General features: G+C 38.3%; 28 protein-coding genes and 1 riboswitch. Of the genes, 18 read left to right on the forward strand and 10 right to left on the reverse strand.

Annotation, left to right across the window (positions count from 1 at the left end; genetic code table 11):
• Positions 1–187: 187 nt before the first annotated feature.
• Positions 188–490: a winged helix-turn-helix transcriptional regulator gene (locus QNH36_RS10805; protein WP_144475836.1), complete on the reverse strand. Its 303-nt coding sequence runs from the start codon at positions 488–490 to the stop codon at positions 188–190.
• Positions 491–619: 129 nt separating this feature from the next.
• On the opposite strand from QNH36_RS10805, the gene QNH36_RS10810 reads away from it, so the two are divergent.
• Together QNH36_RS10810 and QNH36_RS10815 are read left to right on the forward strand one after the other, a co-directional pair.
• On the forward strand, positions 620–1,468 hold the full coding sequence (locus QNH36_RS10810; protein ID WP_283905184.1) for a VOC family protein: 849 nt from the start codon (positions 620–622) through the stop codon (positions 1,466–1,468).
• Between the two features lie 70 nt (positions 1,469–1,538).
• A complete protein-coding gene (locus tag QNH36_RS10815; protein WP_283905185.1) occupies positions 1,539–2,744 on the forward strand; it encodes a translocation protein TolB in 1,206 nt (401 codons plus the stop codon).
• A 184-nt stretch (positions 2,745–2,928) separates the two neighbouring features.
• On the opposite strand, the gene QNH36_RS10820 is transcribed toward QNH36_RS10815, so the two are convergent.
• Together QNH36_RS10820 and QNH36_RS10825 are read right to left on the reverse strand one after the other, a co-directional pair.
• The gene (locus tag QNH36_RS10820) at positions 2,929–4,155 is read right to left on the reverse strand and encodes an MFS transporter (protein WP_283905186.1); all 1,227 of its coding nucleotides are present in this window, start codon (positions 4,153–4,155) and stop codon (positions 2,929–2,931) included.
• Positions 4,148–5,194 carry an ArsR/SmtB family transcription factor gene (locus QNH36_RS10825; RefSeq protein WP_283905187.1) on the reverse strand — a complete coding sequence of 349 codons (1,047 nt, stop codon included), beginning with the start codon at positions 5,192–5,194 and terminating at the stop codon, positions 4,148–4,150. Before QNH36_RS10825 ends, QNH36_RS10820 begins: the two co-directional genes overlap by 8 nt.
• A 462-nt stretch (positions 5,195–5,656) precedes the next feature.
• Between QNH36_RS10825 and QNH36_RS10830 the strand changes: the two genes are divergently transcribed.
• The 7 genes from QNH36_RS10830 (at position 5,657) to QNH36_RS10860 (ending at position 10,959) form a co-directional block, all read left to right on the forward strand.
• Positions 5,657–6,121 (forward strand): GNAT family N-acetyltransferase, encoded by a 465-nt coding sequence (locus QNH36_RS10830; RefSeq protein ID WP_283905397.1) that lies wholly within the window; start codon positions 5,657–5,659, stop codon positions 6,119–6,121.
• A gap of 161 nt (positions 6,122–6,282) precedes the next feature.
• A complete protein-coding gene (locus tag QNH36_RS10835) occupies positions 6,283–7,056 on the forward strand; it encodes a Cof-type HAD-IIB family hydrolase (protein WP_283905188.1) in 774 nt (257 codons plus the stop codon).
• Positions 7,057–7,257: 201 nt separating this feature from the next.
• Complete coding sequence (locus tag QNH36_RS10840) at positions 7,258–8,220, forward strand: helix-turn-helix transcriptional regulator (protein WP_144475829.1); 963 nt, start codon at positions 7,258–7,260, stop codon at positions 8,218–8,220.
• A gap of 74 nt (positions 8,221–8,294) precedes the next feature.
• A complete protein-coding gene (locus tag QNH36_RS10845; RefSeq protein WP_283905189.1) occupies positions 8,295–8,927 on the forward strand; it encodes a type 1 glutamine amidotransferase family protein in 633 nt (210 codons plus the stop codon).
• A 388-nt stretch (positions 8,928–9,315) separates the two neighbouring features.
• Positions 9,316–9,741, forward strand: a complete 426-nt coding sequence (locus QNH36_RS10850) for a VOC family protein (protein ID WP_260983572.1) — start codon at positions 9,316–9,318, stop codon at positions 9,739–9,741.
• Between the two features lie 99 nt (positions 9,742–9,840).
• Positions 9,841–10,356 (forward strand): DinB family protein, encoded by a 516-nt coding sequence (locus tag QNH36_RS10855; protein ID WP_251541582.1) that lies wholly within the window; start codon positions 9,841–9,843, stop codon positions 10,354–10,356.
• Between the two features lie 153 nt (positions 10,357–10,509).
• Positions 10,510–10,959, forward strand: a complete 450-nt coding sequence (locus QNH36_RS10860; RefSeq protein ID WP_283905190.1) for a GNAT family N-acetyltransferase — start codon at positions 10,510–10,512, stop codon at positions 10,957–10,959.
• Between the two features lie 73 nt (positions 10,960–11,032).
• On the opposite strand, the gene QNH36_RS10865 is transcribed toward QNH36_RS10860, so the two are convergent.
• Positions 11,033–11,851, reverse strand: coding sequence for an MBL fold metallo-hydrolase (locus QNH36_RS10865; RefSeq protein ID WP_283905398.1), 819 nt, complete (start codon positions 11,849–11,851; stop codon positions 11,033–11,035).
• A gap of 231 nt (positions 11,852–12,082) precedes the next feature.
• On the opposite strand from QNH36_RS10865, the gene QNH36_RS10870 reads away from it, so the two are divergent.
• Entirely contained in the window at positions 12,083–12,391 is a 309-nt protein-coding gene (locus QNH36_RS10870; RefSeq protein ID WP_283905191.1) for a hypothetical protein, read from the forward strand.
• Positions 12,392–12,462: 71 nt separating this feature from the next.
• Positions 12,463–13,101 (forward strand): alpha/beta hydrolase, encoded by a 639-nt coding sequence (locus QNH36_RS10875; protein WP_283905192.1) that lies wholly within the window; start codon positions 12,463–12,465, stop codon positions 13,099–13,101.
• Here QNH36_RS10875 and QNH36_RS10880 read toward each other — a convergent pair.
• The gene (locus QNH36_RS10880) at positions 13,036–13,527 is read right to left on the reverse strand and encodes a DinB family protein (RefSeq protein ID WP_144475821.1); all 492 of its coding nucleotides are present in this window, start codon (positions 13,525–13,527) and stop codon (positions 13,036–13,038) included. The genes QNH36_RS10875 and QNH36_RS10880 overlap by 66 nt on opposite strands.
• Positions 13,528–14,147: 620 nt before the next feature.
• Between QNH36_RS10880 and QNH36_RS10885 the strand changes: the two genes are divergently transcribed.
• The 5 genes from QNH36_RS10885 (at position 14,148) to QNH36_RS10905 (ending at position 17,532) form a co-directional block, all read left to right on the forward strand.
• Positions 14,148–14,312, forward strand: a complete 165-nt coding sequence (locus QNH36_RS10885; RefSeq protein ID WP_186326720.1) for a hypothetical protein — start codon at positions 14,148–14,150, stop codon at positions 14,310–14,312.
• 41 nt (positions 14,313–14,353) lie between these two features.
• Positions 14,354–14,542 carry a PspC domain-containing protein gene (locus QNH36_RS10890; protein WP_144475820.1) on the forward strand — a complete coding sequence of 63 codons (189 nt, stop codon included), beginning with the start codon at positions 14,354–14,356 and terminating at the stop codon, positions 14,540–14,542.
• Between the two features lie 81 nt (positions 14,543–14,623).
• The gene (locus QNH36_RS10895; RefSeq protein WP_283905193.1) at positions 14,624–15,169 is read left to right on the forward strand and encodes a GNAT family N-acetyltransferase; all 546 of its coding nucleotides are present in this window, start codon (positions 14,624–14,626) and stop codon (positions 15,167–15,169) included.
• Positions 15,170–15,326: 157 nt separating this feature from the next.
• Positions 15,327–15,476: riboswitch (cyclic di-AMP (ydaO/yuaA leader) on the forward strand.
• A 76-nt stretch (positions 15,477–15,552) separates the two neighbouring features.
• On the forward strand, positions 15,553–16,209 hold the full coding sequence (locus QNH36_RS10900; RefSeq protein WP_144475818.1) for a potassium channel family protein: 657 nt from the start codon (positions 15,553–15,555) through the stop codon (positions 16,207–16,209).
• Positions 16,210–17,532, forward strand: a complete 1,323-nt coding sequence (locus QNH36_RS10905) for a TrkH family potassium uptake protein (protein ID WP_283905194.1) — start codon at positions 16,210–16,212, stop codon at positions 17,530–17,532. It begins immediately after the preceding gene.
• A gap of 121 nt (positions 17,533–17,653) precedes the next feature.
• Here the strand turns inward: QNH36_RS10905 and QNH36_RS10910 are convergent, their stop codons facing one another.
• The 5 genes from QNH36_RS10910 to QNH36_RS10930 all read right to left on the reverse strand — a co-directional run bounded on the left by QNH36_RS10910 (position 17,654) and on the right by QNH36_RS10930 (position 23,148).
• On the reverse strand, positions 17,654–18,370 hold the full coding sequence (locus QNH36_RS10910; RefSeq protein WP_283905195.1) for a 3-ketoacyl-ACP reductase: 717 nt from the start codon (positions 18,368–18,370) through the stop codon (positions 17,654–17,656).
• Positions 18,371–18,554: 184 nt separating this feature from the next.
• Positions 18,555–19,667, reverse strand: a complete 1,113-nt coding sequence (locus tag QNH36_RS10915) for a DUF4030 domain-containing protein (RefSeq protein WP_283905196.1) — start codon at positions 19,665–19,667, stop codon at positions 18,555–18,557.
• The gene (locus tag QNH36_RS10920; protein WP_283905197.1) at positions 19,657–20,235 is read right to left on the reverse strand and encodes an RNA polymerase sigma factor; all 579 of its coding nucleotides are present in this window, start codon (positions 20,233–20,235) and stop codon (positions 19,657–19,659) included. Before QNH36_RS10920 ends, QNH36_RS10915 begins: the two co-directional genes overlap by 11 nt.
• 804 nt (positions 20,236–21,039) lie before the next feature.
• Positions 21,040–21,981, reverse strand: a complete 942-nt coding sequence (locus tag QNH36_RS10925; protein ID WP_283905198.1) for an endonuclease I family protein — start codon at positions 21,979–21,981, stop codon at positions 21,040–21,042.
• Between the two features lie 120 nt (positions 21,982–22,101).
• Positions 22,102–23,148 (reverse strand): NAD(P)/FAD-dependent oxidoreductase, encoded by a 1,047-nt coding sequence (locus QNH36_RS10930; RefSeq protein ID WP_283905199.1) that lies wholly within the window; start codon positions 23,146–23,148, stop codon positions 22,102–22,104.
• A gap of 171 nt (positions 23,149–23,319) precedes the next feature.
• Here QNH36_RS10930 and QNH36_RS10935 point away from each other — a divergent pair, with 171 nt between their 5' ends.
• Both QNH36_RS10935 and QNH36_RS10940 read left to right on the forward strand, forming a co-directional pair.
• Positions 23,320–24,165, forward strand: a complete 846-nt coding sequence (locus QNH36_RS10935) for an ABC transporter ATP-binding protein (protein WP_283905200.1) — start codon at positions 23,320–23,322, stop codon at positions 24,163–24,165.
• Entirely contained in the window at positions 24,116–25,036 is a 921-nt protein-coding gene (locus tag QNH36_RS10940; RefSeq protein ID WP_251541559.1) for an iron-hydroxamate ABC transporter substrate-binding protein, read from the forward strand. Before QNH36_RS10935 ends, QNH36_RS10940 begins: the two co-directional genes overlap by 50 nt.
• Positions 25,037–25,056 lie beyond the last annotated feature (20 nt).

Below are 25,056 nucleotides of genomic sequence, written 5' to 3' on the forward strand. Positions count from 1 at the left end.
TCAACCGTTGATAAAATGGCTGTAACCGTTGTTAAAAATGCTGTAACCGTCGATAAATCGAGTACAACAATCGATAAAGTTCATTTCAACGGTAGATATCCAATTTTGACCGGAGATAAATTACCCCAACCAGCAATTGCCTGAAAAAAGTATATGAAAAAAAGCAGAAGGTATTATCCCTCTGCTTCTACAGCCATGTTTGCGACCATGTTTCGATTTCTTTCATCAGCGGCTCTAATGCCTGGCCTTTTTCGGTTAAGGAATATTCTATTCGTACGGGTGTTTCCGGATATACTTCCCGCTTGACGATTCCTTCGCTTTCCAGGTCTTTCAGTCTTTCTGACAGGACTCTGCCACTTACTCCTACGGCTGATTCTATTGTGCAAAACCGCTGGGGGCCAGATAAGAGCTGATACATAATCAACCCTGTCCATCTTTGGCCTAAGATCCCCATGGCTTTTTCAAATCTAGGGCATATTGACTTATCCAATGAAACCAACTCCTTAATCCTATTATATACCTTTTGTTAATCAATGAAATAAAAAAGTTACTTGCTTAAAGTTATTTTAAATTTTATACTAACTTACATAAAGTAACTAACTTAAACGGAGGTCCAAATATGATTTTTCATCAAAAGCCTATTACATTTGTGGGGCAAGTACACTTGAAGGTGAAGGAGTTACAGCGTTCGATCGCTTTCTATGAAAAAGTCATGGGGTTTCAAGTATTGGAACAGACGGATTCTTCCGCAAGCTTTACTGCGGATGGAAAAACTGTATTATTAACGATTGAACAGCCGGAAAATGTTATTCCTAAGCAAGGCAGAACAACTGGCTTATACCACTTTGCTATTCTATTACCGGAACGATCGGATTTAGCGAAGATTGTGCAGCATTTTTTGAAAATTGGATTGCATTTCGGTTCTTCGGATCATCTTGTGAGTGAAGCACTCTATCTTTCTGATCCAGATGGCAACGGAATCGAAGTCTATAGGGACCGCCAGCCTTCTGAATGGGAATGGAAAAACGGCGAGGTAAAAATGACGGTGGACCCGTTGAATCTCGAGGACCTGCTCTCAGGATTGGAGCAGGAAACATGGAATGGCCTTCCTGCTGGTACGGTAATGGGACATATTCATTTGCATGTCGCCGATTTGAAAAAGGCGGAAGATTTCTATCTAAATGGCCTTGGGTTTGAAGTAGTATGCCGGTATGGACATCAGGCTACCTTTATTTCAGATGGGAAATACCATCACCATATAGCTTTGAATACCTGGAATGGAGTGGGTGCACCAACACCGCCAGAAAATAGTGTGGGGTTAGATTCCTATACACTGATTCTGTCAGACAAAGAAAAGGTAGATAAAATAGTCACTCAGCTGGAAAAGTTGGGTGCATCAGTTACAAAAGAACATGATTCTTATGTGACAACCGATCCTTCAGGCAATAAAATAATCCTGAAAGTGTAACAACCTGATTTTTTACCAATTAGAATCCTCATTTCAGAACAGGACACTCTATTAACAGGAGGGATGTTCATTGAGACTGAGGATTCTATTTTTTATTTGTTTTAGTTATCTTTTCTCTATAAAAGTAAGCGCAGAAGTTACGTTCACTGCTGCTTTTGTACGTGACCATCAGTTATGGATCAAAACAGGGGAGCAAGAGGTTCAGGTGACGAAGGGGAGATATGTGCAATCGCCTAAGTGGTCCTATGATGGGAGGTTTATCGCTTATATTGACGGCGATGAGCAAGGGAATAAATCAGAACTGTTTATTTATGACACGAAGGAAAAAGACAGCTTTCAGCCATATCAAATTGAAACTTCAGATTTTAAATGGTCGCCCACCAGTAATCAGCTAGCCTATAATTCACAGGGGATATTGAATGTTACCAAGATGAAGAACGGCAGGCCCAGGGGATTTGAGAATGTGGCACTGGGTGTCAGCGGTTTTGAATGGTTCCCGAATGGAAAGGAATTCATAGTGTCCTCACAATCCAGTTTGCGGCCAACAGGGTGGGGCCCGATTCCGATGTATAGAATACCAGTGACCGCGAATCTGGATAAAAATAAGATGAAATCCTTTTATACCATTAAGACGGATGAAACCGAACTGTTTGGGATTGATGCCGATTATTTCAAGTGGAGTCACGATGGAAAATGGCTTGCCTTCATTGTTATTCCAACAGCCTCATGGTCAATGGATAGCAATTCATTATGCGTTCTATCCAATGAAGGAGATCGGTTTCAGGAGGTAGGAAAGATGCTGGGATTCAAAGACTGGATGAAGTGGGCGCCATCAGCGAATCAACTTGCCTATATTTCTGGAGAAGGAAGGTTTTTTGTGGAAAATAAAAAAGCCACCATCGCGGAAATGCCTGCAGTACTTCAGCAAAAGCAGTACACACCTGAAGGATTTGTTGACCTTGACCTGGAGTGGTACTCTCAGGATAAAGTGATTGTTGCCCGGGCGAAAGAGAACAAAGACTGGAATGAAGGTCCTGTTCCAACAATGTTTACGACCCTGTATGCCATTGATATAAAAACGGATAGACAGCAACAAATTTCCCATCCAAATACGAATGAACTCGACTATCAGCCACAAGTGGCAGAAAACTATATTACCTGGTTGCGTAAAAAAGGCAATAGGAATGATTTATGGGTGAAAAAGGGGTTGGACGGCCAAGAGTCTATATGGATTGAAAACATTGAGTCAGCCCCGGCCATTTTAAAGCCTTTATAGAACAAAATACCAGACACTTGCGTTAGTCCTTGAAGGATTAACGCTATATTTATGAATTAACAATCATTTTCAAACGTCTTATATTGATTTTATTATATTTTTACTAACTTTATTAAGAAAGTCTAGAAATTAAATACCATTCAAAAAGTGCAATGCATTGTAATAGCAAGAAATGCACTTTTTGTTAAACAATATTTCTAATGTGTTTAGCAGATGAGTCCCTATTAATGATTGTTTTTATTAAAAAGTATAAACCAGGAAGTACAATGAATGTTCCAATTAACAAATACGTTAATCGGGTGTTAATTCCCAGGAATGAAACAGATGCAAATAAAATCCCCAATGGCATAGTAAGTCTTAAAAATAGCAAACGAATTGAACTTAACTGGGAAAGTCGTTCTCTAGGTGCTTCTCTCTGAAAGTATGCAGCACTCTGTGCATTAAACAATGGAAATAATATGCCTCCTATTAGCTCACAAGCCCAAGCCAATGGGAGAGTTGGAACGAAATAAAGCAAAACAAAGGAAAGTCCACCACCTATTAAACCCGAGTACATAAGGAGATTGTTTTTAGGTAACTTTGTGAGCAGTAACATTCCTATAGCATATCCAACGGGAAAAGTGACAGAGAATACAGCATACTCCCAAGCTTGTCCATTGAGTTCCCCACGAATAAAAGGAACATTTATTACCATGGTTGCTCCTACGGCAAACTGCACAATTGAAGATAAGATCGTTAGTTTTAATAAATGCGGGTATTGAAAAAATGTGAAGTAACCTGCTTTTAGTTCTTCCCACCAGAACTTTTTGGACCACGTTGCAATTTTTTCAACACTATTCTGTGGTATTTGTAATAAGGATATATAGCTTAGTAAAAACATTAGACTAGAAATTATGTATATAACATAAATAGGACTGAATATAAGAAGTAATGATGTAATACCAGGCGCAATAAAACTCATTAGTCTAAGGGTTCCGTCTAATAAACTATTTGCTTGTACTAGCTCTTTTTCAGTACATAAATCAGGCAATAGTGAGAAAGAAAGACTTGCATATATTGGCTGAACTAGACCTAATAAACATTGTAAAATAATCAAACCTATTATTGTTATGTAATCCTCTCCACTCAAATAGCCTAAGAGAGGCAGAAGGTATGCTCCTGAACGAATTAGTTGTATATTTTTTAGCATTTTTTCTTTAATAACATGGTTAAGAAAAGGTGAGCTTATTCCCTGAAGTGCTAAGGAAGGAAGAAAGTAAATCAACCAGAGAGCTCCCATCCATTCCTTCGACCCCGTAATTTCATACAATAAAAGCCCATTTACAATCCCGCCAGCAGCTCCCCCGAACTCAGAAACAATTTCTCCAATCCAAAGAGATATGAACGATCTTGAATACCCCTTTTTATTCATAAATTTCTCCAAGATATTGATTAAGACGTTTGGAAAAAGATTGGATTTTCAAAGCGTTTGCTGAGTAAATCCCTTTATCAACCTTAATGAACTTAGCTGCTTTTAACAGGGAAAGTTGATGATGAAGGGTTGTTTTTGAAACATTAAAATGAATGCTCAAATCTTGTAGAGAAATGGGTCCTTTTGTGATTTGAAACAACAACTTTAAGCGAAGTTCATCTCCCAATGATTTATGACCTTGTACGAGTTCTTGAGGGGGAACACCAGGTTCTAAAAGTGCCTCTTCGTTTAATGGATAAAAGAACAGCTTTGTGTCAGGAGAGCGTAGTTCCAAAATCCATGGACGATAGGATACATGCGGTACGAGCTTTACCTGCCATACAGATGGTTCTGGCAGATACTTCGCTCCTCCTGAAATACGTTCGATTTCCTCCAATGGTCTCGAATTATCAATTGTCCTGTTTTTTTGATTTTCGAAAGACAGGGCTTGCAACCACTTCGCCCAATCCTTTTGTTCACTGATCCACTGAGACCATACAAGAATTGTTTCAGTTAACAACCCAATTATGTCCTTATATTCTTTTTGCTGAAAGGAAAGGACATAATCATTAAGATATTCATGATCCTTAAAATAAGAAGCATATTGAAAAAAGGACTCTCCATTCATATATTTCATTGCTGTGTTTTTCCTTATAGCCTCATATGTACGGTCCTTATAGGGTAAGACTGTTTCATAAAACGATTCTGGTTCCAACTCATTTAATGAATTCAAAAAGTCTTGAACATTGGAAGAGCAAAGTTTATTTTGCAACATAAGTAACGCATACCATAAATTCGAATCCTCGATTTCTTTTAGGTTACTCACTAATGTTGATGGCATAGAGGATTGGTGTTGCAACCAATTTTCATTTTGCTCAAAGGTATGACGCAACTTACTATGAGTAAAGGCTGCAATACCCAGGGCAATCTCCCATACAGGTGAGGCCTCAACGGATATTAAAAACCTTTCTTGTGGTAGTGGCGAATAAATCTGTTTCATAATATTCCTCCTTTGTTTATATTCTAAATATATTGAATTTTGAATTCAATAAAATTCGAAATATATTTTATTATAAGAGACAGCGTCAAAACAATCCAAAGGTTGTGACTTAAAGTCCTTAAAAAACGGGTGCGTAAATCTAAGGAGGATTAACAGATTATTTGTTGAATTACTTTTTATTACACTACCTGGACAGTTATGTTGAATAAAGATTAGTTTATCTTGAATATAAAACGAACAAATATAAGCCTCAAATAATAAATCCCACTCTCATTTAATTAGATTCTAAAAGGGATTATTGCCTGTTTTATAGAAATTAAGCTTTAATGGAGAAAATTTATAAGAATCTTAACTTTATAAAAAGGGTGAGTTTGTATTATGTCTGCTGATTTTATTACTTACTATACTAAGAATAAAAAAACAGTCATAGTTCGAGAAGTAACCATAATGGATGCAGAAAAGATGCTATTTGCCGGATCAAAAGCATTAAAGGATGCTCCGTATATGCTAAGTACAGTTGAGGACATGAAGAAGCTTACTGTTGAAGATATGGAGAAGTTGTTAAAGAATTATGTTCAAAATCCGAATTATGTCCAGTTTGTTGCCGAAGTTGACGGTGAACTGGTAGGTGCTATTGAATTTAAAAGTGGTGATAAAGAGAAAATTAGCCATCAAGGTTCTTTTGCAATGACAGTGATCCCTGAGTATCGTAATTACGGTATTGGAAGAACATTATTGGCTACTTTAATCAATTGGGCCAAAAATAATAGTAGAGTTGAAAAAGTTTGTCTAGAAGTTATGGAGGGTAATATTGGGGCTATAAATTTATATAAAACGATTGGATTTGTTGAGGAGGGAAGAAAAATAAAAGGTGTAAAGTTGGAAGACTGTTATCAGGATTTAATTTTAATGGCTATATTTGTTTAAACTATAAATTGTTGAAATTCCAGTCTTATGGAAGAGAAAGGATAACTAACCAGGAAGCTTTGTAATTGAGCGATGAAGGATAGTAGAAGAAGGATTCTCTGTTCGGAGGTCGAATATCAGAAAGGTATTTACTTTTCGGATCGATATTAAGGGAGATCTTTATGGGTTACAAAATTGTTTTTTTCGATGTTGATGGTACTATTACAAATCACAAAGATGGCAGTATTCCTATATCTACAATTGAAGCTATAAAAACTTTGAAATGTAGAGGACTAAAAGTTGTTGCTGCAACAGGAAGGCCTCTTTCAATGTGTAATGAGCTGCAAGAATTAGGTATAGAAACATTTATCACAGCAAATGGTGGATACGTTAAGCACATTCAGGAAGTTATACATAAAGTACCAATGGATAAAAGAATTATAGAAGAAGTTATAGAATTTGCAAAAATAGAGAATAACGGTTTGTCATTCTACACGGAAGGATTCAGTATGAATGGAGTAACAGAAGAGGAAATCTTAATAGCTTTAAAGGAAACTTTGTCTCTAGAGGAGTATCCTGAGACTAATCCCCTAATTCATAATGAGGATATATTTTTATTGTGTTTGTTTGCAAGTGATGCATCAGTTGAGAAGTATAAACGAAAGTTTCCGCATCTAACGTTCAAAAGATGGCATCCGTACGTGTTAAATGTTTTGCACGAGGATGTTTCAAAGTCTTTAGCTATAATGAAAACACTAGATTTCTTTTGTCTCGATAAATCGGAGGCTATTGCATTTGGTGACGGCGAAAATGATATTGATATGTTGGAGTTAGTAGGGCTAGGTATAGCAATGGGGAATGGCAACGAAAAATTGAAAACTGTTGCAGATTTTGTTACTAAACCATCAAGTGAAGATGGAATTGATTACGCATTAAAAAAGTATGGAATCATTTAAATATTAATACCTGGTTCAGACATCGATCTTTCAATTAAGATTATCGCTGTATTCTTATTGAACAAAACGAGGGGAGGTTAGTTGAACAAAAATAATACTTTAAAAGGAGAAAAATGCGGACTAAAAAGGTGCGGGGTATAAAAAGAAAAATGAAAAAAATGCTGGAAAGAATAAAATACAGCACCATTGAGGTGGAATTATATGCCTAAGATTGACAATATGTTAGCAATTCTATGGATGCTTCGTTCAGGTGAAAAAATTACTGCAAAACAAATTTCAGAAAAGTTAGAGATGAATATAAGGACTGTGTATCGTTATATTGATACAATTTCAACAAGTGGTGTACCTATCATTTCAGAACCAGGACATAACGGTGGATACACTTTAATGAACAATTTTATTGAGGCTCCTCTTTTTTTTGATTTTGAGGAGCAAACTTCACTATTTCACGCTGCTGTTTTTGCAGAAGAAGCCGGATATTATGGAGGTGAAGCATTAAATAGGGCCATTTCAAAACTAAGTAAATACTCAAATCAAGAGCAGGAAACAAAGATAAACCAACATTTAACTAGTCTTGAAGTAATAAGTCGATTAAGTTCACTCTCTATGGAACCTTTTTTGAAGGAGTTGGAGCAGGCCGTTGCTGACGGGTACTCAGTAAAAATTCTCTACCATAAAAGTGGCGAAAAGCAATTAAATTATAGATTGGTCGATCCGTACAGAATTATCTATTGGAATAATAAGTGGTATGTGATTGGATTTTGTCATCTTAGGAATGATATCCGAAGTTTTAGAGTAGATCGGATTGAAAGTCTAATGCTAACCGAAAATAAGTTTATCCGGCCAGAAAATTTTTCAGCACGTGACTTTTTTATAAAAAGTCTTCTTCCAACTATGGAAGATAAGGAAGGGATTATTTCTTTGGTTATTAATGGGGATAAAAGTGTATTGGCTGATATTTGCCAACATTGGTTTTTAGGACATTATTTACAAGAACGGACTTCAAATCAAGCAGTTTTTCTTCTTGAAAAAGATATGATACATACATATGTACCTTATTTACTTTTACCGTACAATAAATCTATTAAAGTTATTGAGCCAATAAGTCTTAAGAAAAGACTTATTGAAGTTCTGTCGGATTTAATAAAATTTCATCAAGTATAATAACTTCCCTGACGTTAACTGTCAGGGAAGTTTTATTATACTAGCTATATCAATTGTGATTGGAGTGTTCTTGGATGCAAACAAAAAAAGCTTTTCTATACGTATTTAATACAATGTCGGACTGGGAATATGGATATTTAATTGCTGAATTAAACTCAGGAAGATATTTCAAAAGAGATTTAGGACCTTTAAAAGTAATTACAGTAGGAGCTAATAAGGAAATGGTTACTACTATGGGAGGACTGAGCATAAAACCAGATATTTCCCTTGATGAATGTACTCTTGAGAGTAAAGATCTTTTAATCTTACCAGGAGGGACTTCTTGGAGTGAAGAAATTCATCAACCTATCTTGGAAAGAATAGGCCAAGCTTTAAAGATTGGCACTGTTGTTGCTGCAATTTGTGGTGCAACTGAGGCCCTTGCGAATAAGGGATACTTAGATACTAGAAAGCATACAAGTAATAATTTAGAATACACTAAAATGGTATGTCCTAACTATAAAGGAGAAAAGTTCTATGAGGTGGGATCTGCGGTATCTGATGCGAATTTAGTTACTGCATCAGGAATAGCTCCTCTGGAATTTGCGATGGAAGTACTGAAAAAATTAGATGTATTTGCCCCAGATACATTACATTCCTGGTATAACCTGAATAAGACTCATAAATCTGAATACTACTTCCAGTTAATGAATTCAATATATAGCTGAACTAAAAAATCTACTTAGCAGTTTTATATTAGTTCAAATAAAAATAATGAAGTAACTGAAAAGCTCACTTTCTCTATTTTGTTTTGCAGAGAAGTTGGGCTTTTTAATTTGTAATTTCCTTATTGATGTAAATCCGCATTTTCCTGACGCTACCCCTAATTGAAGATACGTGCAACATTCCTGTATTAGATGAAAAATGTATAAGCTTCTGAATTAATGTACCTAAACATAAGGGAGCTTATGTGGAATAAGATGATAAATTCTAATTAAGAAGGATTAACACTATATTTGTGGAATTCCTTATTGAGCTAGGGTTTCGGGTCCTTCTATTTATTTCAAAGGAATAGCTTGATCCATAAAAAACTGAATGGAGGAAAACCAATTGATAATGCAACGAGTTAGCTTGATTACGATTGGAGCATTCAACCTGCCTTCTCTTCGTGCTTTTTATAAAAAACTTGGGTGGGAGGAAACAGTCATCAGCTCTGATCAATATGCAGCTTTTAAAACAGCTGGTGTGATGCTTTCGCTTTTTCCAATTGAAGAACTGGAAAAGGATGCAGGTGTCAAATTCTATCATAATGAAAAAAGTTATCGTGGTGTTACCTTTGCTATAAATGTCAATAATCCTCAAGAGGTAGATGAGACCATCGAAGAAATAAGAAAAGCAGGCGGAACGATACTAAGAGAGCCAAGTGATGCTTTTTGGGGAGGAAGAACAGCGTATTTTTCCGACCCTGAAAACAACCTTTGGGAAGTTGCCTGGAATCCAACAGCAGTTTTTGATGAAAAAGGAGCAATGATTTCCTTTTGACCATTAAAGAATGAAAGATTTTAAAATAAGGGGTTTAGTAAATAGATGCACAGTATCATATTAATAGAATATTAACATTATAAAAGGGAGGATGAATCATTGAATAGAGAATCTTTGCAGGTATCTTCATTAAGAGGATATGAACCCGAAATCGGCAGGTGGTTATGGTGCTTGGAGGATGTGCGCCATACAATTACAACAAAATTAACAGGAATAGACCAAAAGTTATTAGACAGAAAAATGCACGGAAGGCATTCAATTGGCTCACTCTTGTATCACATTGCACTGGTAGAGGCTGACTGGTTATATGTCGAGGTACTCGGAACCGACTGGGATCCCGAAGTTAGCTCGTTATTCCCATTAGAAAGCCGCACTGCCAGTAACCTGACCCACATTGAGGGAGAAAGCTTAGAGCAACATCTTTATCGCCTGAAAAAAGTCCGTGAAGTGTTCCTATCCTACTTTCGTTCTATAGACTTGAACGATTGGCGAAAACCGCGTGTACTTGAACAATATGAAGTCACCCCTGAATGGGTTGTTTACCATTTAATTGAACATGAATCCCACCATAGGGGACAAATTTTTCAATTACTAAGGGAATTACAGGAACAGTAAGTAATAGATTGAAAAATTTCAGTTAAAGTGCCTCTTGTCGGTACTGAATTGCACCATCGTTTATGGACATGCAGCTACCAGCTCTTAAGTATTTTTTTCTATAGTAAGAAAAGGAATGGTGCCCCTCTTTTCTTGATCTAAGGAGGAATGATATTGACTATAAAATATTTGATATATAATTCGCTGCCGAATGAAGAGGTCTTAACTGAATTGATTTCACTACACAGTAGAGTATTCAATACATCGGAGGATTTAGCCGCGAAAATGGCAATTAAACCACAACTGCTAATAATCACCGCGATCACTGGCACAAAAGTGGTAGGATATAAGATTGGATATGAACTAAAAAAAGATAAATTTTATAGTTGGCTGGGCGGGGTGGATCCAGACTTTAGAGCACATGGAATTGCATCGGAGTTAATGCAAAGGCAGCATAAACATCTAATGGAAAAAGGATACCGAATAATCCAAACAAAAACGATGAACAAGTGGCGAGGGATGCTAATCTTAAATATTAAGAGTGGTTTTGATATCATCGATACCTATATTGACGAAAAAGGCTTGCATAAAATAATCCTTGAAAAGCAATTAATCACCATATAGGTTCATGTGAAGAGTGGATCCTACTTCGTAAAAAAATGGAAAGGCCTGCCTAAACGGCAAGCCTTTATATCGGTTATTTTTCTCCATCTACATATTTACCGTAGTCAGGAATGGCGATATCATCAAATTCATCAACGAGCTTTCGTAAGTTTTCTCTTAGTGTCTCTGCTGCCATTGGGATTCCGTGTCCAGTAATGGCATAGGCAGGCTGCAGTGCCTCGAGTTTTTGAACGGAGGAGCGGGCTGCTTCCCAGTCGGTTGTCAGGTAGCGGGGAGGGCCGCTTATCTCCTGTTCTTGAGTCAGCACACTATACAGGGATTCTTGTTTGACCGTGACAAACGCGTCACCGGCAATGAGGACACGATCAGATTCCCTAAACAATGAAACATGGCCAGGAGTATGTCCTGGAGTATGAAGCCACTTCCAGCCATCCATATGCGGCACTGTGCCATCTTCGTTTAAGGCTTGTATATTTCCTCCAAGATCAATCCCCTCATGCGGGAAGGCAGGGGATATCTTTGCGACCAGACCGCCTTCCACACTAGCATCCGGTTTCGGATAATCTTGTTTGCCTGTCAAAAAAGGAAGCTCGAGCTGGTGAGCATAAACAGGAACCTGCCAGTGCTCAATCAAGTCGATGATCGCGCCAACATGGTCGAAATGTCCATGCGTCAGAATGATTGCTTTTGGTCTTGCGCCTTCACCAAAAAGCTCCTCTGCGGCGTCGATGATTTTATCAGCGGACTTAGGCATTCCTGCATCAATCAGCACCCAGTCCCCCGGAGTTTCTGAAATGCGCACAAAACAAACATTTACGATCTGGACAGTAAGGCTGTAAACACCATTTTCACCATTCTGAATCATCCCGCTCATTGATGAAGTCATAGGCATATAACGTTCCGTTGAAGAACTTTCTTTCACTAGTAAAACCTCCCATATATGAGCATCTGTTTGAGTATACCCCTGGGAGCGGTTTAGTATGCCGAATGTGATCGGGAAACGGAGGATTTAGTCACGAAAAAGAAATTGAGCGGAAGGGAGGGAGCAATCATAAAAAAATATTTAATTTGGCTTTTAATTTTCATTGTTTTACTTACTGGCTGCAATGCAGACGGCGGAAGGGTGACTGCCAGAGATGTTCTAAAACAGAATGAAAATGCTGATATTCTTAAATATGATGGATTTATTTATAGTAATGTTACGGAACATGAATGGTTTGAGGAAAATAAAGATAGGCACCAAAAAGGAAAAAAGATTGGGGAAATAAAAAAAGTCACGACCTCCAGTTTGTTCTTTACCAATCTTTCAGCTACAAAATTACCTAAGGGAACTGTTTTATTCGATACAAATGATAGTGATGAGACCGGGATCATTTTTGTAGAAACAGATAATGGGGATGGATTGTATTATATGCAATTACTTGAAGGATAGAATTTGAGAAAAGAAAAGGCCGAGACCTGCATTTTACAGTATAACAATACTTTTTATGGAGCGAGAAAATAATGACTAATAATCGTAGAAGTATCCCATTTAGATTGATTGAACATAAAGATGAGACAAATAATTTAGTTATTGTCTTACCTGGGGCTGGTTACACGACTCAAGCTCCTTTGTTATATTACACAACGGCTTTATTTTTCAATAAAGGCTTCGATGTATTACACATTAACTATTCACTTAACAGGGATGAGATAACTGTCCTCAATGAAAGGAACTTCGCAAGAGATGTACAACTTGCGATAGACACAGCAATCAATGGGAAAACATACAGCCAATACTGTATCGTGGCTAAATCAATCGGAACAAAAGCTTTAGGCTATATGCTTGGTGATAAGAGGTTAAATGGTGCAAAACTAATCTGGCTGACTCCATTACTGCAAAATGATGCTGTATTTAATGCAATGGTTAATAGTGATCAAAAAGGACTATGTATTATTGGAGATCATGATCATTATTGTTTTATTGAAGAGCGGTTTGAAAAATTGAGAAAGAATCAAAATCTTACATTAAAATTGATTGGTGGGGGAAACCACAGTTTAGAGCTTGAAAATGATCCGATTAATTCTATTGAAATATTAAAAACCGTTATTTCTAATATTAATGAGTTCTCTGACAATCAAATCGGACGAAACAGGTTTTAAATCTAACTCCCGCGACCAAATTGAGAGCTGGCCGATATGATGAATTTCATGTGTAATGATATGCCGGATGATTTTGCCATATGTAAATGAAAAAGCTTTACCTCTATTATTTTTTATAGTAATGACTTTATTCTCGTAATCATCTGGTAAGTGATAAATGAAATCTTCTGCAATCTTTTTTGTGAAATCTGAGTACTTAATTACTTCATCCAAACTGGAGATAGAATCTTTTTCTGGATAATGCTGAGGTTCCGGAAGCATATAATTTATCCATAATAATTCACAATCAATCACATGTACTAGGTTTTTCAGAATGCTTCCCATCCCGCCAATTCGTTCAGTTATTAACTCCCCTTGCGGTATAGATTTACACAAGTTAAACCACTCATCTCTAACTTGCCAATTATATAAAAATAAATCTAACAAAACGGACCCTCCAGAATATATTTATAAATTATTTTACCAATAAAATCCTTCAAGTTGGTATAATATGTTAAGAACTTCTGAACAAAATGAAAGTGAGTTGCCTATGTCAACTAAAAGTATGTTTTTTCGAATGCTAATCAGTGAATTTTACTTCCTGGTAATCTGTATTGTTCTATTTATAGCAAACTTGGCATTTTGGTTAGATGAAAGGGGAATTGCTGAAAACATATTCAACATCCAATTAACTCCTTCATTGATTCCTCTGTACATAATGGTGATGATCTTCTTTCTGGCTTTTATAATTTTTGCACTGCATCTGTATAAGAAAATAAAAACCTTACGTGAGTCGCACTACAAACATTCACGAGGATTGGTTCTTCTAATGGCAGTGGGAAATTTACTGGCCATCAGCGGCTTATCAGTTTTTGTGTTTACGCAAGATGCGAACGTTATGAAAACAGTGATTCCAAGTTTATTCAGTCTCTTTTTTGCAATCATGTTTATCATTTACATGATTTTATTTTTCGCACTTTTTGTGAGAAGCGTAAAATTAACAACTAAAAAGTTGAGACATTAAGTAATGGGTAACTCATAAATCCTAGATGGGTGGTTGTTTGAATATGAAGAATTGGCAATATACGCTGTATTTATTCATTCTTGGTGTTATTTCCTTCATCACAAAGGAAATCGTAACCTTTGCTATGTTAGGAATAATTTTGGTTTCCCTCAATAATATTCATTTCACCCTGTTAGAAATAAGAGATAATCAAAAGAAAGCTGACTAAAAAGCAGTATTCATTTTAGTTTCGATAAGAGGATGATTTAAATGAATAAAAAGTTAAGAAAGTCTTCAAAAGATAAGTCGATAAGTGGCGTCTGTGGGGGCATTGCTGAGTATTTTGGAGTTTCTTCTTTTTCAGTAAGACTAATTTTCATTTTATTGCCTGGCGCTAATGTACTGCTTTATTTAATTCTGGCTAATACGATGGCTGATAGTCCGCCTTCATTATATTAATCAAGGTGTGTGATGGAGGCATCTTTTATAGAATTAAAGGTGAGTACTTCTATGAATTTTCTGGGTGGAGGTCGTATATGAATGGCTAAAATTCAACCAATGGAAACAAACAGGCTTATCCTGAGGGAACTTAGTGAAGAGGATTATGAAGATATTCATGAATTTAAGTCAGATAAAAAAGTGGTTAAATATTTAACTTGGAGTCCTAATAGCAGAGAACAAACATTACATAGCCTTAAAAAGCAGATTGCTTTTCAAAACGAAGAAAACCGACAAATCTATGTTTTAGCGGTTGTAATAAAAAATACTAAAAAAGTCATCGGTAATGCTTTGTTTATGGTAAGAGATCAAGACTTTATAACAGCGGAAATCGGATATTTTATTAACTCAAACTACTGGAAACAAGGATACGGAATTGAAATTGTTAACGGATTATTATATTTAGGGTTTAATACTATGGATATCCATAGGATATATGCAGTATGTGATGCAGAAAATGCTGGTTCAGTCAATCTTTTAAGGAGAATAGGTTTCCGGCAGGAAGGTCATTTTATTAAAAACTTGAAGGTAAAAGGACAATGGAGAGATCATTTTCTATTTGCTATGTTAAAAGAGGAGTTTAAATAAGTTTCCTCGTTGGGATTTTTTTTAGGTTAAGGTAAGCCTCCAGTGTCTCACAAGACTCCGTAAGGTAGACTTTGTTCAAAGCAGTAAACGTAAACTATGACCAAGAAATGTTTGACAAAGGAAAAAGAAAGGCGTAGCTTATTATATTATTCCCATATAGACCTTTTTGCCGAATCTTTGAGCGGGGGAACCAATTTCTGATAAACATTGTTTATCTTGGGGTGAATCTTAGCATATTAAAGCTAGGAAGGGATACTCTCAGTCCCTAATCCGACAGCTAACTCCGCAGGTGCTATAGAGAGAAGGGTTGATGAACGCCATTGGCCATTCTTTAGTATAGAATGGTCTTTTTTATTTTTAAATAGAAGGGATGTGTAGGAGCAGTGAAAAAGCAATATGCTGTTTTGGGCTTGGGCCGTTTTGGAGGAAGCCTTGTAAAAGAGTTCTATGAATTAGGTGCAGAGGTTTTAGCAATTGACATTGATCAGGATAAAGTCGATCAGTATTCTCAATATGTTACCCATGCCGTACAATTCAACGGTATTGATGAAGAAGGGCTTAAACAAGTCGGGATAAAAAATATTGATCATGTTTTTGTTTCTTTTGGAGGGAATATTGAATCAAGTGTTTTGACATGCCTGATTTTAAAGGAAATGGGTGTACCCAAGGTCTGGGCCAAAGCACATAATGATAATCATGCAAAAGTTCTTGAAAAAGTCGGTGCAGACCGGGTGATCCATCCGGAGCGTGATATGGCTAAAAGGATTGCGAACCATATATTCTCTGATAAGATCATTGATTACATTGAGTTGTCGGAAAAGTATAGTATGGTTGAGATTGTTGCTACGAAAAAAATACATAATAAGTCATTAACGGACCTGGATATAAGGGCGAGATATGGATGCAATATTGTAGGCATTCTAAGAGGGCAAGAAATCATTGTTTCCCCTCCTGCAGAAGAGGTCATTTCTATGGGAGATGTACTGATTGTGATGGGCCGCAACTCTGATATTAACCGTTTCGAGAAAGAGGGGGTATAGGTGAAACACCGCGTCATTAACCTGAATCCTTCTCAGCTACTTGTTTTGGTCTTTGCTGTGTTTATCTTCATAGGCACGATTTTGTTGAAATTGCCTTTTGCAACGGAGGACTCAATTACCTGGCTGAATGCTTTGTTCACAGCTACATCAGCTATGACAGTTACAGGTCTGGCTGTCGTTGATACAGAATCAGCCTTTACTCTATTTGGTGAAATAGTGATTGTCTCCCTGATTCAATTGGGAGGACTGGGAATCATGTCTTTTGCAATCCTTATCTATATGGTGTTAGGGAAGAAAATTGGAATCAAACAGCGGATCGTCGTGCAGCAGGCATTAAATCAAACATCTATCGGCGGGGTTATCTTGTTAGTCAGGAATTTGTTCATCTTTTCCTTAACGATTGAAGCAATTGCCATGCTCCTGCTGGCTATCCGCTGGGTGCCCCAATTTGGTTGGGGTAAAGGGCTTTATTATAGTTTTTTTCATTCCATTTCAGCGTTTAACAATGCCGGTTTTGCATTATGGTCCGACAGTTTGATGGGATTCGTGGGGGATCCAATCATCAATATTGTGATTACATTGCTATTTATCATTGGGGGAATCGGATTTACGGTTTTAGCTGACATGTGGAGGAAAAAGCGCTTCCGTAAATTGAGCCTCCACTCCAAGATGATGATCATCGGTACATTCATTATTAACCTCGTGGCAATGTTCATTATTTTTATCCTGGAATACCATAACCCCAATACACTCGGAGGATTGAATTCACTAGGTGATAAATTGTGGGCTTCTTATTTCCAGGCAGTAACACCGCGAACTGCGGGATTTAACTCCCTGGATATATCGGCCTTACAGGAAGATACGATCTTCTTATTTTTAATCCTTATGTTCATAGGTGCAGGAAGTGCATCTACTGGGGGAGGCATAAAACTAACAACGTTTTTGGTCATATTATTTTCGGTCATTACGTTCCTTAAAGGAAAAGAAGAAACCGTGCTCGGAAAAAGGGCAATCAGCCTTACGATTGTTTTGCGTTCATTGGCGATCTCGACAATTGCACTTTTTTTAATTTGTTTGGGGATTTTTATTATGAATATTACGGAAGAAGCTCCATTCATTCAAGTTGTTTTTGAAGTTATATCGGCATTTGGTACTGTAGGATTATCAATGGGAATAACAGGGTCACTTACCGCAATTGGGAAAGCAGTGATTATATTTGTTATGTTTGCAGGGAAGCTAGGCCCATTGACAATGGCTTTTTCTCTTGCAAATGCAACTGAATCACGAATTAAGTATCCAAGGGAAGATGTACTCACAGGGTGAGGCATTTCCGCTATTACCTTTAATGAAAATAAATGAAAATCGCTTAACAATGACGTTAAGCGATTTTTTAATTTCTATTATCATCAGTGGTTTTTAGTCATAGCTACTGGTCTTCCAAGACTTAAGGATTGGTTGACCATAATCCAGCTGTTTTCACAAGAACTCTTGGATGCAGTTTCAATCCTGCAACAAGAAGGTCTGCTAAATCCTCTGGCTGCATGACATTTTCAGGGTTCCCGCTGATCAGATTGCTTTCGACAGCGAGGTCGGTTGCCACAGTACTTGGTGTCAAAGCCGTTACGCGCACATTATTTTTCCTGACTTCAAGCATCAGTGATTCTGTCAGTCCGAGGACTGCGAATTTAGAAGCAGAGTAAGCACTAGTGACTGGCGCTCCTTTTTGGCCAGCAGTGGAGGAGATATTCACAATGTCTCCGGATTTTCTTTCGATCATTTCTGGCAGAACCGCTCTTGTAACGTTATAAACTCCCATCAGGTTTACGCGGACAATCTTTTCCCATTCTTCAGGGGATAAATCCATAAAGCCGCCAAACTTTGCGATTCCTGCATTGTTGACTAGAATATCAATCGCACCCAGGTCTGATTTGATATGCTCCACGGCATGCTGTACCGCTTCAAGATCAGATACATCTGCTGAGGCAGCGGAAATATTAACATCATACTGCTCGAGTTCTTCAGTCAGTTTTTCAAGATTGGACATCGTTAAGCCAATCAATCCTAGATTAACTCCTTCTTTAGCCAAAGCAATCGCAACTGCTCGTCCAATCCCTCTGCCTGCCCCGGTTACAATAGCTGTTTTTCCTTTTAGTGAAATCATGCTATCATTCCTCCTCAAATTTTTCTCGAAACGCTGCTAATAAACAAGCAGTATTCATTATGATTCAATATTGCATACAAGCCAAACATTTTGTTTGGACCTGGCTCTATATCTCTATGATAAGGTCTGTTAAAGCCCTAAAAAAACGAGCAAAGGGATTAACTCTTTGCTCATGCTCTCCTCCTTATTTAAACCGTTTCTGTCCTTCAATGAATTCTTTCTTATCCTTTGTCCTTACGACGATTCTATATGGATCTTCCTTGACTTCTGGCCATATTTCATCAGACTTGATGAATTCTTCTGCCATTGTGTACAGGTCGGTGGCATGTTCGGCTGCGCCTTCGTCAGTGCTCTTAATAGTCATTGTGATGAAAATGGTCATTAAGCCATCTTCGCTTTTATGTCCGACGCCTGATACCTTATATTTTTTAAAGGTCATGAATTCATGGCTAATACCCGAGACCGCGTTACTCCAGCGTGAATATTGTTCCCGTTTGGCTACATTGTATTTTCTCATTTTGACCTCAATATATTCCTTTTCCTTTACAGCGAGGGCATCTTCAACAGCCTTTTTAATTTCATCGACTTTTTCCTGCTTCTCCGTGCTTGGGATTTCAAGTTCAACTCGATCAATACCGAACATAATATTATTATTAAAATTATATGGTTTTAGGGCAGCCTGAACGATTTCGAATACTTCCTCACTTTCTTTTTCGATTTCTGCTTGCTCTTGTTTCCACTTTCTAGATGGTTCATGGTACTGCCTTACTTTTATAAAGTAGTCTTCGATTCTTGTCCCTTTGAATTCTTCGGCCTGGACAATCGAAAGTCCGATTTTTTTCACTCCTGGTTCCATTACTTTGACCTGCTTTTCAGAGGTATCCAAATGCACCATGATGCCTTCGTTTTTGCCGCCAACATACTGGTTCACTAGCTTTACAGGATATCCTTCTTTTTTCAAAGCTTGTGTCAGCTGTTCTGTCAGGTCTTGCTGAGGATTATTATCAAACATGGCACTTAACGGCGGAATCTTCGAAATCATCTTCGCCATTGTCGGAGAAACAAATCCCGAACCGACAAAAAGCAGAAAACCAGCTGCGATTGCGGCTATAGTGACTCCAGCCTTTTTCCCAAAAGTCCATTGATTTTTTAGAGCTTGATTAAAACCTTCAAGTTCGCGTCCAACTCGATCAGCCCGGGCAGCTTCAAATTCTCCAGCAGCGAATCGGCCTGGTAAGTCTTTTGAGAATTTTTCAAGCGAAACAGGGGTCTGCAATACATTCTTATCAAAGCCCATATGACTTCTCCTCCATTTGAAAAAGTTGATCTTTTTTCATCAGTTCTGCTAGCTTTTTCCTGCCGCGTGCTAGCCTAGTCTTCACTGTATTGGTGTTTTCGTGTAGAATCAGGCTGATTTCCTTAACTGAAAAGTTTTCAAAATAAAACAGCAGCAGAGGGATCCGCTGTTCATCTTTCAAGGTAGTGATCAGCAGGAGCAGTTCCTGTTTTGTTTCCTTTTCAACGGCCATTTCCTGAGCTGACTCCGTTCTTAATCTGGTGATTGCCTCTGGATTCTCGTCGATATCTGTAAACTGATTTCTTTTTTGTTTTCGGTAAACATCAATCGAACGAGTATAAACAAGCCGGTAAAACCATGCTTTAAAATGACGGATCTCCACATCCCGCATTATGCTTAGATAACAATCCTCCAGGGCAATCTGGACAGCATCCTCAGCCAGCTCCCGCGAACCAAGGATAAGATAAGCCGTCCTATAGGCAGAGGAAAGAAGACTTTCCACAAGGTGGCTGAACGCTTCCCCATTTCCCGCCCGGATTTGATTTAGTAATTTCTGTTCCTCACTCAACTGGGCAACCTCCATATTTTATTTTCACTAGTAAGTCGTTTGAAGGTGGCATTCTGGTTTCACTTTTCGTAAAATTCTTTGACTTACTTGATTGTGTCATGATTAATCAGTATCTAATATGTATTAACTTTACCAAAAATTAACTTAGGCGGGTGGACAATTACAATAGTGAGGAGAATCCGTAGTTTTTGGGTAGATGGAAGAAACATGTGCCCGAAATAGAAACGATAAAGGGTTCACAGGGAGAAGATGCGGGGAACATGTGCCCGAAAAGGAGCTAAGAAGGGATTTACGGGAAGAAGATGGAGAAACATGTGCCCGAAAAAGAGCGGAGAGAGGATTTACGGGAAGAAGATGGAGCAACATATGCCCGAAAAAGAGCAGAAAGAGGATTCACGGGAAGAAGATGGAGCAACATATGCCTCTAAATGGTTTTCATCCATAACAAGTTATCGGGAATGATGTTTAAGGTAACCTTATATTTGTTATTTTTTGTTAAAATAATATGAAAAAGTAGGGGAGCATCAATGTGGAAGCAAATCGTGTTTTTTTGTGATATTAGTGATCTTCTTTTTTATCTATTTAAAAGTGTTTAATTATATATTCAGGTTTGTCAAAGCCAATTTGCTTCCTTATGGGTTGCTGGTTTTTATCTTTCAGATATTTTTTGCTATCGTCATTCTCTTTTCGGCTACAATTGTGACTACGAGGAAGATCTTTGAGGTGATCAAAGATAGATTTTCGTTTAAGAACTACACACAAAGTAAGGCTGAACCAAAATCATATTGGTTCAGCCTTTTATCATCAAATTGGAAAATCGATTTTCTTTGACAGATCAGGAAAGTCGATGAACGGATTGCGGTTACCTTGTATATAAAATATGGCCTGGTTTCGGTGCTTTTCATAGAGAGTTGGAGGGAATTCCTCATTCCAGCGGACTAGAAGCGGGATGTTCACCTTTTTCTTGAATTCGTTCTTTACTCTTTTTGGATACCTGAGGAAAAAATAAAGCATTGCCCGTGCGGATGTTCCTTTCCCGTGTTCAGGCTCGAACTCGTACCCTGTGCTTATTCCACAATTATTCTGGATCGTTTCATCATCTGATTCGGGATTGTAAAAATCAAAGTCGGCAAAAGGGAAATTAGACCTGGTGATATTGCAATCTGGCTCACAGACAAACAAGTGATGAAGGTCGCCCTTCATCGGCTCAGCACCTGCAAACCAGGACTGGGGGACGATATGCTCGGTGTTCATTTTAAAATGTTCCTCAAACAGTTTCAGTTCCTTGATTGAATCAAAGCCATTCACCTGGATTTGCCGAGAACGTCTTCTGAATTCATCGTATTTCTTCCGCAATGTTTCGTTATCCTCGATCAGCAGCGATTCAGGGTCTTTCATCTGGCTGGAGTAGATGCTTTTTGCGGTTCCATCCGGATATAGGTCAACCCATGTGTATAAGTATAAATCCTTGGCCAGGAAGTAGGGGAGTTCATTCTTGTGGGACTGGAAAATAATCGTATGGAACTTATAAAAAAGAGCAAGATCGGACAAATCCAAATCCTGCGCTCCCCGGTAATACTTTTCGATATCATGAAGGTCTTGAACAGGATCATAATAAAGCTGCTGATTGCTTTGAATATCGCGTCGATTATCTTTCAAGATCGTCAGCAGCTTTTTCAAATCGAGCGAATCGTACTTGTTTTCCCAGCGGTCTTTTTGACGTAGTTGTTTTTTATATTTAGACATGGAAGTCTCCTCATTCCTGGTATCTTTATTTCCATTTTAACAATTCAGGGTTTGTCCTTCAAAGTCTTGAACTGGAATGAATTGACCAGAACGAAGAAGATTCTATTTGCATTTATAAATTCACTTGACCAGCTGAAAGATCATTTCCTTGTTACGAGTTGAAAATACCTTATTATGTGATGACACCATTGCTGATTGAGGAGCTGCCGGCTCAATGAATTGTTTTGCTTTATTCACGGCATTGGCTGCATCCTGGAAGGTCCCGGCTATTAAATTCAACTTGCCTTCGTGTTTTAAAATATCACCGGCTGCAAATAAGCCTGGTACAGATGTTTCACTTGTCGGTGTGCCATCAATATAAAAGCCATCGATCATGGCTGGTTCCAACTCGCTATTCTGAAGCAGGGAAGCGTCCTGATCAAATCCGTGATTAACCAAAACATCATCAATACGAAGACGCTGAACCTCACCAGTTTCCAGATTGGTGATCTCAACCATTTCAATGGATGAATGATCCTGGTCAGCAATTAAATTGGTGATGCTTGATTGGAACAAACATTCCACAGAACTGTTCATCAGCTGGGTAACTAGTGATTCATGCCCGGAAAAACACTCTCTCCTGTGAACCAGGTAGATTTTCTTTGCGACTGGTTCGAGGGCGTTCGCCCAATCGATCGCAGAATTGCCCCCGCCTGAAATCACGATGGTCCGATCTTTGAAATATTTAAGGGAATTGACCATATAGTGAAGGTTGGACACCTCAAACTTTTCCGCTCCTTCAATCTTGAGCTTTTGAGGTTTTAAGATTCCGCTGCCAATGGCAACAACGACTGATTTTGAAAAATGGAGATTTCCAGATACAGCTTTTAGCAAAAACAAGTCCCCATCTTTGCTGATTGATCCGATTTTTTCATTCAGGGCTACTTCAGGGCTGAAAGTCAAAGCCTGTTCCTTTAATTGTTGAATTAACTTTGCACCTGTAATAGGGCCAATTCCGCCGACATCCCAGATTACTTTTTCAGGATAGACTTGAATCTTACCGCCTAAATCTGACTGGGCTTCTATAATCTTTGTTTTCATTTCCCGCAGGCCAGCATAAAAGGCGGAATATAGTCCTGCGGGTCCGCCTCCGATAATCGTAATGTCGTAGATTTCATTGTTTTCCAATGTGAACCCTCCTTGAAATGATCTAAATGTATACGGTAATAAAACTGACGGGATTTAAATTTTCACAAATCTGTCATTGACTGATAAAAGTAATAGCTTTATAGTATTCATTGTAAACGATATTGATAATCATTATCAACGAGAAAATGAAAAACTTTGGAGGAATGATACATGGTCCGCTTATACACAGACCAATTGTCCGTCGGTTACGGGGAACGAACAATTGTAAATGACCTGACATTAGACATTCCTGACCAGCAAATCACGATTATCATTGGCCCAAATGGCTGCGGTAAATCGACCTTGCTAAAATCGATGTCAAGAATCATTCCTCATCAGTCAGGCTCGATTTACCTGGATGGTTCGAGTATCTCAAAAGAAGATACGAAAAGCCTGGCACGTAAGATGGCGATTCTTCCGCAGACTCCTGAAAGTGCCGCAGGCCTGACAGTAGGGGAATTGGTGTCATATGGCCGATTTCCTTATCAAAAAGGATTCGGGAGGCTGATGAAGAAGGACATCGAAGTCATTGACTGGGCCCTTGAGGTGACCGGAACGGCTAGTTATAAATATGAGCATGTCGATTCATTATCCGGAGGACAGAGACAGCGTGTCTGGATTGCACTCGCACTCGCACAGGAAACAGAAATGATTTTCCTTGATGAACCGACCACCTATTTGGACATGGCACATCAGCTTGAAATACTCGAGCTGCTGCAAAAGCTGAACAAAGAGCAGTCAAGGACAATTGTGATGGTGCTGCATGATTTGAATCATGCGGCAAGATTTGCTGATCACCTGGTTGCCCTGAAAGCCGGGAGTATTGTTAAAACAGGAACAAGTGAAGAAGTCATCACTAAGGAAGTGCTCAGGCAAGTCTTCAACATTGACGCTGCAATCGGGAAAGATCCTCGTACAAATAAGCCGATTTGCATCACGTACAACTTACTAAAAGGAGAAGAAGAAAATGAAGAAATTACTTATGCCATTCCTGCTAATGCTGGTGCTCGTTATTAGCGCGTGCGGAGCAGAAGAAAAGAAAGAAAGTTCAAGCGGGAAAAAAGCAGAAGATAAGCCCCAGACCATTACATATGATTCTGAAAATGGCCCTGTAGAAGTGCCTGCAAACCCGGAAAGAGTCATCGTCCTTTCTTCATTTGCCGGAAATGTCATGGCTCTTGATGTGCCAATCGTGGGCGTTGACTCGTGGTCAAAAATGAATCCCCGTTTTGAAAAATTACAGGGAGTCGAAGAAGTGACAGATGAAAACCTTGAAAAGATCATTGAATTAAATCCTGACCTCATCATCGGTCTATCTAATATTAAAAATGTCGATAAGCTGAAGGAAATTGCACCTACGGTAACATTCACTTACGGAAAGCTTGGTTACCTGGAGCAGCACCTGGAAATCGGCAAGGTCTTAAACAAAGAAAAAGAGGCTCAGGGGTGGATTGATAATTTCAAAGCAGAATCCAAAGCTGCAGGAGAAGAAATCAAAGCTAAAATTGGTGCTGATGCTACTGTTTCTGTAATCGAAAACTTCGACAAGGAACTTTATGTGTTTGGTGACAACTGGGCAAGAGGAACAGAAATCCTTTATCAGGAAATGGGATTGAATATGCCTGAAAAAGTAAAGGAAGCAGCACTGGAGCCTGGGTACTATGCGATTTCCCCGGAGGTGTTATCTGAATACGCTGGAGATTATGTTGTATTCAGCAAGAATGCAGAGGGTGATACATCTTTCCAGCAAACCGAGACTTATAAAAATATTCCTGCCGTAAAGAATAACCGTGTATTCGAAGTTAATGCGAAGGAGTTCTATTTCAACGACCCTCTAACGCTTGAATATCAGCTGGAATTCTTTAAAAAATCGTTCTTGGAACAATAATAACTAGCAGGAGGAATTCT

The organism is Mesobacillus sp. AQ2 (assembly GCF_030122805.1).
In the GTDB taxonomy this organism is placed as follows: Bacteria; Bacillota; Bacilli; order Bacillales; family Cytobacillaceae; genus Mesobacillus; species Mesobacillus oceanisediminis_A.